General features: G+C 58.7%; 12 protein-coding genes. 1 reads left to right on the top strand and 11 read right to left on the bottom strand.

The window, feature by feature from the left end; translation table 11 throughout:
- Positions 1-40: 40 nt before the first annotated feature.
- Positions 41-1441 carry an asparagine synthetase B family protein gene (locus K426_RS33070; protein ID WP_082748584.1) on the top strand — a complete coding sequence of 467 codons (1401 nt, stop codon included), beginning with the start codon at positions 41-43 and terminating at the stop codon, positions 1439-1441.
- Here K426_RS33070 and K426_RS11255 read toward each other — a convergent pair.
- The 11 genes from K426_RS11255 to K426_RS11210 all read right to left on the bottom strand — a co-directional run bounded on the left by K426_RS11255 (position 1350) and on the right by K426_RS11210 (position 12837).
- Positions 1350-3428: an Atxe2 family lasso peptide isopeptidase gene (locus K426_RS11255; protein ID WP_257721816.1), complete on the bottom strand. Its 2079-nt coding sequence runs from the start codon at positions 3426-3428 to the stop codon at positions 1350-1352. The genes K426_RS33070 and K426_RS11255 overlap by 92 nt on opposite strands.
- A 32-nt stretch (positions 3429-3460) precedes the next feature.
- Positions 3461-6007: a TonB-dependent receptor gene (locus tag K426_RS11250; RefSeq protein ID WP_158511743.1), complete on the bottom strand. Its 2547-nt coding sequence runs from the start codon at positions 6005-6007 to the stop codon at positions 3461-3463.
- Between the two features lie 117 nt (positions 6008-6124).
- Positions 6125-7093, bottom strand: coding sequence for a FecR family protein (locus K426_RS11245; protein WP_145907286.1), 969 nt, complete (start codon positions 7091-7093; stop codon positions 6125-6127).
- A gap of 26 nt (positions 7094-7119) precedes the next feature.
- Positions 7120-7653 carry an RNA polymerase sigma factor gene (locus K426_RS11240; RefSeq protein WP_158511742.1) on the bottom strand — a complete coding sequence of 178 codons (534 nt, stop codon included), beginning with the start codon at positions 7651-7653 and terminating at the stop codon, positions 7120-7122.
- A 307-nt stretch (positions 7654-7960) separates the two neighbouring features.
- On the bottom strand, positions 7961-8116 hold the full coding sequence (locus K426_RS31820) for a hypothetical protein (protein ID WP_158511741.1): 156 nt from the start codon (positions 8114-8116) through the stop codon (positions 7961-7963).
- Between the two features lie 75 nt (positions 8117-8191).
- Positions 8192-9115, bottom strand: a complete 924-nt coding sequence (locus K426_RS11235) for a HEPN domain-containing protein (protein WP_066556948.1) — start codon at positions 9113-9115, stop codon at positions 8192-8194.
- On the bottom strand, positions 9112-10101 hold the full coding sequence (locus tag K426_RS11230; RefSeq protein WP_082748582.1) for a nucleotidyltransferase and HEPN domain-containing protein: 990 nt from the start codon (positions 10099-10101) through the stop codon (positions 9112-9114). Before K426_RS11230 ends, K426_RS11235 begins: the two co-directional genes overlap by 4 nt.
- Positions 10102-10157: 56 nt before the next feature.
- Positions 10158-10670 (bottom strand): type II toxin-antitoxin system VapC family toxin, encoded by a 513-nt coding sequence (locus K426_RS11225; protein WP_066556946.1) that lies wholly within the window; start codon positions 10668-10670, stop codon positions 10158-10160.
- Positions 10667-10963: a type II toxin-antitoxin system Phd/YefM family antitoxin gene (locus K426_RS11220; RefSeq protein WP_066556944.1), complete on the bottom strand. Its 297-nt coding sequence runs from the start codon at positions 10961-10963 to the stop codon at positions 10667-10669. The genes K426_RS11225 and K426_RS11220 overlap by 4 nt, the downstream gene beginning before the upstream one ends.
- 125 nt (positions 10964-11088) lie before the next feature.
- The gene (locus K426_RS11215) at positions 11089-12015 is read right to left on the bottom strand and encodes a DUF7146 domain-containing protein (protein WP_066556942.1); all 927 of its coding nucleotides are present in this window, start codon (positions 12013-12015) and stop codon (positions 11089-11091) included.
- A 324-nt stretch (positions 12016-12339) separates the two neighbouring features.
- Complete coding sequence (locus tag K426_RS11210; protein WP_066556940.1) at positions 12340-12837, bottom strand: winged helix DNA-binding protein; 498 nt, start codon at positions 12835-12837, stop codon at positions 12340-12342.
- Positions 12838-13435 lie beyond the last annotated feature (598 nt).

Raw genomic sequence — 13435 nt, 5'->3', positions numbered from 1 at the left:
CGTCGTCCGCGACCCGTCCGGTCTCCAGCCTTGCTACTTCATGGAGGCGGACGGAGCGTTTGTCTTCTCGTCAGACGTAGACCTGTTGGTCAAGGGAGGGTTCCTGACACCAGCCATCGACTGGGCAGTCCTCGGAGAAACGCTTCTGTTCCCGGGAAACTTTCATGCCGCGACTGCCTTGCGCGGGGTTACAGAGTTATTGCCTGGGGAGCAGGCAACCATCACACGGAACGGAATAAGCATCGGTACGGTCTGGTCTCCTTGGGACATCGTGGTCGACGTTAAGATGACCTATGAGGATGCCACACGCGAATTAAGAGGTGCTCTGGAGACGGTTCACAGAGGCCTGTCCTCTGTGTCAAAACAATCTCTTGTAACAGTATCTGGGGGCCTGGATTCATCCATCATCGCTGCACTTACTTCTCGAGATTGCACAAAGACAACACTTGTGACATTCTACACCGATGATCCGTATGGGGACGAACGGCGTTACGCCCAAGGGCTCGCCGAGCATTTAAAATGTGAGTTGCTTGTACTTCCCTACGTCGCACCAGAGTTGGAAACGTGCTTGACGATGCGCGCATTCCTGCCTCGGCCTACAAATCGAGGCCTAGCGATGGGAGTAGATTCGACGCTACGGAAACTGGCGTGCAAAGAAGAGTCATGCATGATCTTTAACGGCTACGGTGGCGACAACGTATTTTGCTCTTTACGGTCAGCCCGCCCCCTTTCTGATGCGATACTCCATGGGCGCAGCTTGAAATTGGCGGGGCGTGTATCTCGTTCCCTCGCCAATTTGACAGGTGCATCATACTCACAGATTTGGAGCGCGGCGCTAAGGGGGGTTGCACGAGCTTTATCGGGCTCGACCGGCTATCGGTGGCCACGCAATAGCAGCATGCTCGGCGCGACTTTGCGGGAGATCGAGCGGCCCGCGATTCTACATCCCTGGCTGATGCGAGCCGAGGCGACCATGCCCGGTAAGGCTGCCCACGTCGCATCGCTTGTCGTCGCGCATAATCATCTTGAACGCTTCGCCCAAGCAGACAACGTAACGAGCGTATCGCCACTTCTGACTTCGCCCATCGTAGAGCGAGCAATATCTGTTCCGACATGGATGTGGTTCGAGAATGACCTTGACAGATTCATCGCGCGCAAAGCCTGTTCCGACCTCCTCCCTGCCAGCTTGGTATCTCGCACGACAAAGGGAACACCAGTAGCTTTGCATAGTCGCTTCTTTGAAGCGCATAGGAAAAGCCTCGGTGACTATCTCGCCAATGGATTGCTCGCTGACCGGAACCTACTCGACCGCGATGCCGTTGCTCGGTGCTGCAAAAGCGAGGGGCCGTCTAGGGGCTTGGACTTTCTGCGAATCTTGGAACTGGTTGACGTTGAGAGTTGGTGCCGTTTCTGGACGGAACAAGGCCTGCTGCTTCATTAGTTCCAATCTTAAGCGATGTCGACGCTTCCTGTAATGACCGCCAAGATCCGATGTCCGTTATCATTGAGGCTGGTCCTGATGATTTGTCGAGCATCCAGAAATTGAACCACGCTATGCTTCGATCATAGGCAGCCAACCGGTGCGCAGGCTGCCAGAAAATATGATACTCGTCGGGAAATACGTAGAGAGCGACGGGCTTACCGTTAGCACGCAATGCCTGTTCGCTTTCCAGAGCGTACAAGTATTCGCGATCAGATGTCTGAATCAGGAGGGGCGATCTTATTCGATGCGCATTTGCCGCGAGGGAATATTCTTTTGTACGCTCCACGTTTCCGTAATCGAACCCTGGATAGCCCATCGCTAGCGCCGATTTCGTAAGCAGCGGACCCAGCATCGCTCGAAGGGACACAGGGTCATCACAACAGGAGGAAATTGCGGCGGCCGCGAAGATCGGCGAATGAACTAGCATATAGCGTGCTTTGTCAGCACCATCGCTGAATCCAGTGATGCCTATCCGTTTAGGGTCAACGATTTCCTCGCGAACAAGACGATCTACGGTAGTTAGTATCGCCGATGAAACGCTGCGCTTGTCCATCCAATTCGTGACACCGATCCGGGTGCTTTCCTCCGTCGTCTTCACTGGCTGCGCGAGACCGTAGTAGACGGGCCGATTATATACTAGAACGGCATAGCCCGCGGACGCCAAAGGGAAGATCGGGTAGCTGTCGCCGACACCACCTCGCAAAAATCCCCGCGCATAATAGCCGACGATCACAAGCGGCAATTTCGGGCGTTCGCCGGTTCCGGGCGGAAGGACAAGCTCAGCAAAGTACGGCAAACCATATTGATTGCGATCCTCGAGATGTCTTACGGATCCGACCTTCAGGGAATGCCATTGCGGATTGGGGTCGAACAGGAGCGTGCGATCGCCCGTGGCTTTGCCGATAGTGATCAGCCGTCGCGGCACCGCTGCAGACTCAGCGGCGCAGATGATATCCGTTCGGGAACTTGCACATCCGCTGATGAGGTCGCGAGTTTGATATAGGAGGCGTGGTTGAGCGCGCGTTACCGGCCAGGAGTAAATCTTCGTCAGGCTGCGTGCCCACCCAGCGCGCGAAAGGAAAAATAGGGTGCTGCCATTATCGCCGAACCAGATCTGCTCCACGTCCGAACATATGGCATCGGCGCACGTCATCTCGGTTCCGTCGTTCCGGCGGATGACGATCGTGGTGGCAGAATTCACAAACCTTGGATCCTTTGACCCGATCCATGCCTCGGCGCCGGTAGATGCACGTTGACGACGCGGTTCTGCAGCTATGCGTTCCGCTTCTATCGGCAGCACGTCATGGCGCCCCTCCACGCCGATCGCGAACGTTTGAAACGGGGTTGCCGGAGGCCGGGGGGCCGGTCCCCAATTTGGTAACCATCGATCATCGTATCGATAGCCCTGAAGCCCCTCTTGCGTCTGATGCGGGGGTGTCCTCACAGTGAATATTATTTGCGCGCCAGTCTCGCTCCAACGAAATCCACGAACATCTTCAGTGGAGCGCGAGAGCAGAGCGAGAGTACCGCCGGCGCTTGGCAGCATCCACACCTGGGTCCGGCCCTCCCGACGCAGCAATAAGGCGAGCCTCTCACCATCCGGGGACCATCTCGGGATGATTGTTTCGATGGCCCCGGTGCCAAAATCTGCAACTGGCGGTCTGTCGAAAGTTCCCAAGATCGGCTCGCCATCGATAGGGAGTTCAAGATCGATCTTTCGACTGCGGATATCGATAATATAAAGCGTGGTGCAATACACGTTCCTGTCGGCATCTCCTTGGCGCACGGTCAAGGCGACCTTGCGACCGTCCGGCGATATGCTGAAGGGAGGCTCGGTATCAGCCATCCCTCCAATATCCCGCAATGAGACCAAATCTCGCGCTTGGACGTTGCGCGACGATCCGGACTCGGAAGACGACGCACATGGGGCCGACACCGCAGACATCGCTGCAAGCATGAGCGCCAGTGAGAACATCACTAGAACTGTGCAGAAAGTGAGAACTTAACAAATCGGCCGATCGCCGAGTAATTCGTCGAATCATATGGCTCGAAAAGCGCGCTTGTCGTTCGGATAAAGCTCGGTTTCCTATCGAACAAATTTAGTACCGACATCTGCACTTCCCAGTTGGACCGGCTGGATTCTCCGTTTAACTTGTATCGAGCGGTTATATCCCACGTCGTCATGGAGGCTGTCGAATAAGTTGATGCTGTGCGGTTATCGCGGACGCTGCCTAGATAGTTCGCGAAGAGATTCGCTCCCACGCCCCCACTATTTGTCCAGGAGAGGCCGCCGCGAGCCCTGAACCGCGGCGGATTAAATATCGTGCCGGCAAGTTGGACGCTCGGTTCCAAGGGAACGAGCTGACGGCTTGAGGTTAGGTATGACGCATCGGCCCGGAATGAGAGGGAATTCCGCGATCCAAATTCCAAGCGATAGGATATTGATCCGTCGACGCCACTGTAAGATGTGCTGGCAATGTTACGAAATCGGCCATCGATTATAGCAAATACCGAGGCCGGGTCGAACGGTCTACCTGTCTGATTGTTCAAACCCGTTGGCGAAACGCTCACCGCCTCCTGAATCGCAGACAGGGACGGCCTGAACTCGACCAATTCAGCAAAGGCTTGACTCAGTAGCGCCGTCTCGATCGAGCCGACCGGCGCAACGATGCGATCACGGTAACGAACGTCGAAATAGCTCACGCTAACCGCGAGACCGGGTAACGTCGGTGGGCGGATGTCGATTGTTGCTGAGAAGCTCGTTGCGCGTTCGGGCCTCAGCGTCGTGCTTCCGCCTGAGAGAGAGAGCAGGGTTCGTCCGCTCGGGACCGTACTTCCGCCAGATGCTGCGGACAGCAGCGTGGCGGCAGGAATAGAAAGCTGCTGCGCGAGAGTGGGAGCCTTGAAAGAACGGCCCCACGACAATTTGATTTCAGCTCCGCGGACGGGGGCCCAAATCAGGCCAAGTCGCGGGGTTCCCACGTTTGATAGACCATCGTAACGCTCGTATCTATAGGCAGCGCTTACACGAAGCTTCTCCACGCCCGGCATGGCATTCTGCTCCCCCACCAGGGGCAAATTAAGCTCGGCATACCCATAATATGCTGATTGGTCTCCGCGACGGACGACCGTCGCTCGGGTCGTTGTCAACTCATTGCGACGCCATCCACCGCCAAAAGCAAGCCTTACTCGTCCGCCGGGAAGATCGAACAGCGGGCCCTCTGCACCCGCTTCTACGACCCGATTTTCGTTGTCATAGATCACTTCGTTGCGCAGTAGCTGCGAACCTTGGAGAAATACCCGAGTAACTATGGGCGAAAAGCTACGACCGAAGACACCATTCAAGGATATCTTCCAAGGGGATAAATCGATTGTTGCGGCCGGCATGATGCCATAGGTCCAACTCTTCGATCGAAGGATTACGCCGAAATCAGTCAGAGGGCCGGTGGTTTGATTTGGTGCGTCCGTCGCCGTATCACGGCTGGTGTAATAGCCATCCGCATTCAAACTCAAGACGTCGCCGATTTGTTGGTGGCCGCTTGCGACGACACTGACTGTGCGAATCATGGGAAACAATGTCGCGTTCGGATTCATCGCGGCAGTGTAAGATCGCCGGCCGGCGGTGATGGCCGAATTGCGAGCAAAATTCCCAGTCAGGACGAGGCCGCCGCCCGACCATTGGGTCCCGCCAACGGCGCTATAATTTTGCGTAAAATTCCCCCCATCGGTTGACGCCCCGATAGCCGTATCAAAAGCCAACCCTCGATAGTTTCGCTTGAGAAGGATGTTCACAACGCCGCCGACAGCGTCGGAACCGTACAGCGCTGATGCGCCATCTGGCAGGACTTCTACTCGTTCAACTGCGGCGAGCGGAATGCTGGAGAAATCCACTCCCTGTGTAATGGAGCCGTAGACCATTCGGCGACCGTTGAGGAGTGTCAACGTCGCGTCGGGGCCGAGCCCTCTGAGATTGAGGGCCGTCGACGAATCCCCATTTTGGCTACCGAAAAGACCGGGGCCTTGCCCGACACCAGGATTTTGACCACCTGTAAAATTCTGTGGTATGATCGAAGCCAGTTCACGCAGATCTGTAACGCCCTGCTGTTTGACTTCCGCTGCCGAATATTCGTAGACTGCTGACGGGGATTCTGCGCCTCTGATCCGCGATCCCGTGACAACAATGTCGGAGCTGCCGCCACTGGAACTCAGTTCCGCCGAAGCTTCCCGAAATCGGCTCCGGATAAGGATCGCCCCGCCTCGCTCGACCGCTACGAGATCGGTACCGCGGAGGAGCTGTTCGACCGCCTCTCTCGTCGTGTATGAACCGTCAAGGGCAGGCGCCCGCTTCCCTTGAACGACATCCGTTTCGAAAATGATTTCACGATTGGCGGCCCTGCCCACTGCGCGAAGAGCTGCGCCCAGATCCTGGCTGGGAACATCGTATGACTGCCTCGTCGGCTCCCCTTCGGCGGCAGCGGCAACCGCCGTGCTGGCCAGAAGCGTCGAACCAAGCAACGCATTCACAATCGCTTTCCTGAACCCCATGTGTCCCCCGAATGACGCTGGGCCGGATGAATTTCCGGCCTTTCAGGGGCATGCGACGCAGAGGGTTGGGTTTTTTAACCGCTTGCTCTCCTAAATTTAGCGGGATTGTCCATTCAGCGTGATATCGCCATCGGGAGTTCGGCCGACCCGAGCATCAAGAAGGATCGCGAGGCGATCGGCCAGCCTCTCCGGATCGCCGACCCGGAATGTGCCGGAGACCCGTCTTGTCGCCAGCGCTGGATCGGCAATGATCAACCTTTCGTCGGAATACCGATTGGCCTCCGCCGCCATTTCTCCCAGCGTCGCGCCGTCGAAATCGAGTAGCGCGTCTGGCCATGTTGTCTGAACGATTTCCGTCTCTTGGGACGGTGCAACAGCAACGACACCATGCGAGTCATCGAAGGCGACTGCCTGTCCAGGCAAAGCCCTGTGGATCACGCCTTCCGACTGTACCTTGCCCGGAACGTGGACATCGATCGCCCCCTGAATGAGCCGAACCATCGCCCTGGCGCCGTCCACCCGAACATCGAACACAGTGCCGTGGGCGACGACGGTGCCAGCGCCAGCGTGGACGACAAATGTCCGTCCATCATGTGCCACGTTGAACCTTGCGCGTCCCTTCTTGAGCCACAGCTCGCGCCGATCCCGGCCGAATACGACGTCCAGATACGTGTTGGTGTCGAGGGTGACGATCGATCCGTCCGCGAGGTCGACCGAACGGATCTCGCCGATCCGCGTCGAGAACTGGGACGGCGGTGCAGCCGTTCCACGCTCGGCGATGGTCGTTGGACGCATCAGATAGATGAGTGGGGTCATCACGACCATCGCCAGCCCGACCATCGCCGCGAGGCGACGCAGCCGGCGCGCCTTTGTTTCCTCCTCCGCCTGGACAAGAAACTCGATTTTCGTCGGGTTGAGGTTCTTGCCGAGACTGTAGGTCTCGGCAATATGGCTGTACGCCATGCGGTGCAGGTCATCGGCGCCGAGCCATAGCTCGAATTCGGATTGCCAGGCCAAGGCGTCCGGCCCTTTCATCCGCGCGAGCCAGGTTGCAGCGTCACGCAACGCGGATCGTTCAGGAGATCGCACTCTCAAGCCTCATCGAGCAACGCAAGCGCTATTCTTTCCAATGCCTTCGCCATGTGCTTCTGTACGGCCGGGATGCTGATACCCAGCCGCGCCGCGATCTCCCGGTAGCACAGCTCTTCGACCCGATAGAGCAGAAACACGGTGCGTGTGCGCTCAGGCATGACCGCCAATGTGGCCTCATAAGTCTGCATCACATCGTTCAGGCGCAAGCCGTCTTCCTGCGTTGCCGGCACGGCAATGTCCTGGACGACGCGAAGAACGGCTGAGTGGATTTCTCGTCGTGAGCGGTCGATCAGGAGGTTTCTTGCAATGCGCTGAAGATAGGCGGCGGGCCGCGCCGGCATGGCTTCACGCGCGACCTGGGCAAGTCGCACAAATGCCTCCTGAACGAGATCGCAGACATCTTCGCCCGAGTGTAACCGTCGGCGGATATAGCGTTGCAGCCGAGGCCCTTCGACGCGGAACAGCGCCTCGATGGCGTCGCCATGTGCCTCTGAAACCAGCCGAGGCGCGGCGCCATCTTGCGGGCCGTTCACGACGAACATCGCCCAACGCAGCGGAGTGGCAAAGATTTGCCAAGCAATTCATGCATCGATTCCGGACCGTGCGCGGCAAAACCCATCGGCCGGCGGGCGCCGGCTCATCGAGCTCGCAGAGGAATGCCGCCGTTGGGCAATGACGCCCTGGTCCGGAACGGCCGCCTGTCAGTCAGAGACCGGCGTGTGTGCCTCGCTGGATAGTTCCACAGCATCGGTTGCCAGCGACGTGCCGAGCTGCCAGCTAATCATGCTGAGGGTTCCCGCGAATTGCAAGAGAGCTGCCCTGTCGCGTCGGAACGCGCCGTCATAGCTCATTGACTCCTGCATCCACGTCCCCAGAACCGCGTAACGCGTCGATTAAACGCTGCAACTCGGCCGCGGCGTCATAGTTCTGCGCATCGTCCAGCAGATGCAGCGCTCGCTCCATCAGACCCAGCGCAGCCGCTACCCGGTCATCCATCTCGCACCTCCGCAAACAAAGTTAGGGCGGAAGCAGCGACGTCTGGGGGCTCGGCTTTATGCCGAAGGCGTCGATTTATTTGCGCGCGTCGTCCTCGAGCCGCGCGATCCGGGCCTTGCAGCTCGCCTCGACGAGTTTGATCAAATGCTCGGCATGCTCGCCGAGCCAGGCAAGCTGCTCCTCCGAAATGTGATAGTCCCTCGGGTAACGCGCCTTCACATAAGCCTGCTGGAGCTTCTCGAACGCGGCGACATCCGCATCCTCTTCGCGTGGCCATGCCGAAGCGAGCGCGGGATCGTGCAATTCGGCGGCATTGCGCAACTCGACGATATTGTGGCTGTGGGGCGTATACAGCGTGTAGACCAGCAGGACTGAATGATAGAGCCGTTCTACGCATTGATGGAGCTCATATGCCGCCTTCTTGATCCGATCCTTTTCCACGTTCCCGATGTAATCGTCGTAAAATTCGATCGAGCTTTTGAACCAGTCCTCGAAATACTCCTGGGTTAATTTCAGCACGCGCTTGGGAGACATGGGTTTCGGCTCAACGAGTGCGGCGTCATCGGTCTCGTACACGACGATGCCGTCACGCAGGAAATCGATGAAAAAATAACGCCCGCTCTCGAGCGATGCATTGATTTGCTCTATCGTGTATACGAAATAATGGGCCGGTGATCGCAGTCTGTGCGTGAAGCGATATTCCCGATAGAGCCGCTCGGTCACGTTGCGCCAATATTTGATGCGGTCGGTCAATCGTTCATCATTGACCATAACGATCAGGTCCCAGTCGGAATGCTTCCCGACATGGGTGTGATGCAGGTCCACCCAGTCCCCGCGCGCACGGCTGCCATAGAGAACGATCTTTGTGATCCGACCCTTCGATCGCCATTCTTGCTGCGCGAGCGACAGCACATCCTCGAACTCCTCAAGGATCATGCCGATTATGCGTTCGAGTTCGGGCCGCTCCGTGACTGCGACATGCTCAATGCCATGCCTCATTCGCTCTCCTCCTCGACCGCTCTATCGATATTGCGCACCGAGACAGGTATCGCGTCGACCGAATGCATTGCCTCCGCCTTCAGCGCAGCGATATGTTCCTGGCACACGATGCGCACCGCTTCCGAGAGATTCTGCGTGATCTCGCCCAGCCAGCGCAACTGTTCCACCGTGATCTTGTAGCCCGGTCTGGCGTAGCGTGCCTTGACATAGGCATCGCGCAGGATGTTGAACGCAGCCCGCTGCCAATGAAAGTCGCTTGGCCAAACATAGGCGAGGCGACGATCGAGCTTGTCCGCCATTCCCCGCAATGCTTTTATATTGTGATTGCGCGGCGCATAGAATGTTAAGGTCAGAAGCACGGCATTGTAGAGATGCTCGACGCATTGGTGTAGTTCGAAGGCGGCTTTGTGAGTTCGAGACAATTCCAAATTGCGCGAAAAATCATCATAAAACTCTCCGGCGCTCGGATACCATTCTCCAAAATATTCCTCTGCCAATGCCACTTTATCGCTGGGCGTCTTAGGTTTCGGTTTTGGAAATTCTACATCGTCGGCATCGTACAGCAGGATACCGTCTTTCACGATATCCATGAAGAAATAACGGCCTCTGGACAGGGCGCTGTGAACTTCCTGACGGGTGTGGACGATCATCGAAGGCAAGCTCTTTATGCGGCCGGCAGCGCACGCCTTGAGGAATCGGTCCTCCAACGCGGACCAGAAGGCGATATTGTCCACGACCTGCTTGCGATTGACCATGACCAGAAGGTCGTAGTCCGACGAATAGGCCTTTTTGGTGTGGGGCTCGTACACCCAGCCGCCGCGCGCGAAGCTGCCATAAAGCACGATCTTGTGGATGCGGCCTTTTTTCTTCCAGCCGGTCACCGAACTGGCATGGGCATCCTCGAACGCGGTCAATATCGTGCGTAGCACGAAATCCCCCAGTTCGCGTCGTCGATCCGCCGGCAAATGATCCAGATCGGTCCGCATCAGTGCTGGTCTTCTGGTGGAGCTTTCGCGGGATGGAGTGAAACGATAGTCAAGCTTCACCCCCGCTGGGCCAGGAGGCTAGACAACAGGCTAGGATTCGCGAGATCGTCGACATTGATCGGGACGCTCTTGGAAGGGATGAAAATGGCCTTCCAGGGCTCGAGAACAGGCACGCCGGCAGCCTTGAAATGCGTTACATCCCGGCTGACCACGATCAGACCATTCTCGGCCGCGCAGGCCCCGATCAGAAGATCGAGCTGTCCGAAAACGTGACCGCGACGTCTCCCAGCCTCGAGAAGGAGCCGCCAACGCAACAGCACGTTCTCATCGATCGCAAGCGTCCTGCCCGCAAACAGCGGCCGTAGCTCATGATCGAGCCAGCTTGCGATGTGCGCCCGGCGATCCGCGTCCGCCAGCTGCTCGATCCCGAACCGGATCTCCGCAAAAGTCACGTCCGAGACGAACAGATCATCTTCGCCCTGCGCAGCCACGAACCGGACGACGTTGGCCTCCGGCCGAGGTTTCCGCAATTCCGAGAGGATGTTCGTGTCGAGCAGGAAGCCGCTCACAGATGGACGTTCCTCACCGGCCCGTCCACCGACGGCCGGTCGAATTCGACATCAACGAGCGGCGAAGCGGCCAGAAGGTCGACCAGACGGCGGCCGCTACGCTGCGCGCGTTCCTTGTCCCAGGTCTCCGCCGACACGATCACGACCGCGTCGCGCCCATGCAGGGTTACCCTCTGCGGGCCATTTTCGCGTGCGAGTCGTACGACTTCGCTGAACCTTGCTTTCGCATCCTGCAGCCGCCACCGCGTTCGAATTGGCGGCGCCGGCGTCTCCGGATTAGCGCGTTTTCCCACAGTCACATCCTACTAGTCAGCATGACTAGAATATGGCGGAGCACCGTTCGGGAATCAATCGTCTATTTGACCTCGTTGCTTGGACCGGGTCGGCCGAGTATTTCCTGCCTGTGGATGCCAGCTGCTCAAGCGGCCCGGCGCAACTCCTGCGGCCCGCCCTTCCCATATTTCCGCAGGACGTCATTCCAGTCGTTGAAACGAGGCGGCGGCCAGATTGTCTCGATCGTCCGGCCAGGCATTCCGTAGGCCTGCTCGGCCTTGGTCGCACCAATCCTTCCGCCTCGATCGTTATCGGGAAGGAGCAGCAGGCGCGTGACGGTCTCGGGGATCGTGATGCCCGCAAGGCGTTCGTTTCCAAGCGTCGCCCAAACGGGCAGATCGAAAAGGATCATGGCCGAGTAGGCCGTCTCCATGCCCTCGGCCAGGCCGAGCGTATCTCCGGCTGGGGCAAGCGTGACCGCGCCCCCCAGCGGACGACCGAGCATTCGGCGGGGATTAGCCAGATCCCGCGCGCGACGAGGTTCGCTGGGATCAAGAAAGGTGCGCTGAACCGCAACGAAATTGCCTCTCTCGTGCAGCGCGGAGATGAGGGCCGGACGCAAGGTAGCGATCTTGCCTCGTCCAAGGGGCGTATAGCGGTTATAGCGCAAGGCACGCGAGACTGCCGGCAACGATCGGCGCCGGAGATATTCCTCGGCCGGCGTCCCGGCGAGCGGGATCGAAGCATCCCAGAGATCCAGCGCGCGCTGCCGCAGCCAAAATGACGAATCTTGGTTGGTGGGTGCGCGATCCTCGGACGGAAGTGATTGGAGGGCATTGCGATCCAGGCGACGGATGGCGCGAAGGACGTCGCGCGTGTCGCAGCCCGCGAAGCATTTGAAGAGCAGCGCGCTGTCGCCGATGCGGACTGATAGGCTTGGACTGCGGTCGTCATGCGCAGGGCAAAGGCACATACCTCTGTCCGAGGACCAGACGCCGCCAAGACGCTTCACGAGACCGGACCCCAGAGCCTCGAGCTCGAGGTTTCGATTGGTGAGGAGAGATTGGGACACATGCGAACTCCCGGTCGTTCGCACTCCTCCGCCCGCCTTTCCTCCTTCCGGCCGAATTCATGCGGCACTGGGCGAAATCCGCCTTCCGGAGGACACGCGTTCCGCAGGCAGAGGAGATGGGGCACGGTGGTGCCCTTTTTCGAATTCGATGATGCGGATGCTATTGGCGACGATTTCCAGGACCCTGATCGATCCGGACAGAGCGTGGTGTGGAAGCGGTGTCCAATGTCCGCTATTGAGCGGGCCAGAGGTAATTGCCGATGGCGGTCGTGGCCGAGCGCGTCCGCGTCCCGCTCGACGCTCAAAAAGGGCCGAAGCCGGGTTCTACCTTGTCAGGCCAGCTCCTCTCTGGATCAGCGTGTCGAAATAGGTCCGCATGAGGGCACGCCCTTGCGGAGTGAGCCTGAGGTGGATTCTGCGCCGGTCCTTTGGGTCTCTTGTTCGAACGACGAGCCCCTTCTTCGAGAGTATCTGGGCCCAGCGGGCCGACGTGCTCGGAGCCATGGGCGAAAAGCTGGTGACGTTGACATTCTCCTCGCGCGCCTCGGCACCGTGGAGGTCGAGCAGAATGTCCCAGGCTGGATCGGCGAAAAGGCCCTCGCCAAAGATGTCCTCGCGCAGGCGCAGCGCCGACAGGAAGAGGTGCGCGATCCTCACGCCTTCGAGATAAGCTGGATGTGAGACAGGGTCGTTCGGTGCAGGCGAGAGATGCTGCTCGTCATCAGGCACCTGCCCATCGGAATGATCGTTTTTCGCTAGGTCTTTACCGGCGCCCTTCCCTTTGTCTCGCAACCCGGACGCGTTGGCACTTTCCTCGCTCATTCGCCCCGCTCCTCTGCCTATCGTAGGTTTTTGCTCGCAATGTGGGGGCCGTGCGCGGTCGGACGGTCCGACATTGGCTTTAATCCTGGCCTTTCTGCGACCGGACTGGCGCAGCGGACGGGTCAGGGGGCAGGCCGACTCCAATCACGTTCGGGACGGGGGCTTCGTTCGGCGTGCATATCACCGGTAACATCTGGACCGCTGTCCGGAGGCGCCCTCGGCGAGTGCCTGGGCGCCTTCCGGGGTCACGGGAAGATAGGCGAGCAAGGCTGCGTGATCGGCCGGTATCCCGTCGCGTTCGATCAGGTGAAAGATGTCCGGGTCCTGTGCCAGCAGCTTCCACGATGAAATCGTCCACGAGGACGTCGAGCCGGCTGCGAACAGCCGCCATATCGGAAATCGCTTCTTCCTGGTCGGCGGCGCGGATGGTTGGAACTGTCCCGTTGGGATCGGCCCGTAGGCGCCTCGCCGGCGTGGAGAAGGACATTGTCTGATAGCCGGCACCGAAGCCGGTCTCGGGCTTTTCGTGACCCATTTGCTTGAACTCGTCGTGTCTGCGAGAGGTCGCGATACTTACGGCCTTCGCTCCTTCCTGAAG

Origin of the sequence: Sphingobium sp. TKS (assembly GCF_001563265.1) — a bacterium.
Lineage (GTDB): Bacteria > Pseudomonadota > Alphaproteobacteria > Sphingomonadales > Sphingomonadaceae > Sphingobium.
The sequence above is the reverse complement of the archived record's forward strand: the minus strand, read 5'-3'. Positions and strand labels throughout refer to the sequence as shown.

What these genes read in the sequence shown, in the direction of transcription:
- K426_RS11230 (WP_082748582.1), bottom strand. Translation starts at nt 10,101, where the DNA reads ATGCGGACCGATCTGGATCATTTGCCGGCGGATCGACGACGCGAACTG.
- K426_RS11210 (WP_066556940.1), bottom strand. Translation starts at nt 12,837, where the DNA reads ATGAGCGAGGAAAGTGCCAACGCGTCCGGGTTGCGAGACAAAGGGAAG.
- K426_RS31820 (WP_158511741.1), bottom strand. Translation starts at nt 8,116, where the DNA reads ATGGATGACCGGGTAGCGGCTGCGCTGGGTCTGATGGAGCGAGCGCTG.
- K426_RS11255 (WP_257721816.1), bottom strand. Translation starts at nt 3,428, where the DNA reads ATGTCTGCGGTGTCGGCCCCATGTGCGTCGTCTTCCGAGTCCGGATCG.
- K426_RS11235 (WP_066556948.1), bottom strand. Translation starts at nt 9,115, where the DNA reads ATGAGGCATGGCATTGAGCATGTCGCAGTCACGGAGCGGCCCGAACTC.
- K426_RS33070 (WP_082748584.1), top strand. Translation starts at nt 41, where the DNA reads ATGGAGGCGGACGGAGCGTTTGTCTTCTCGTCAGACGTAGACCTGTTG.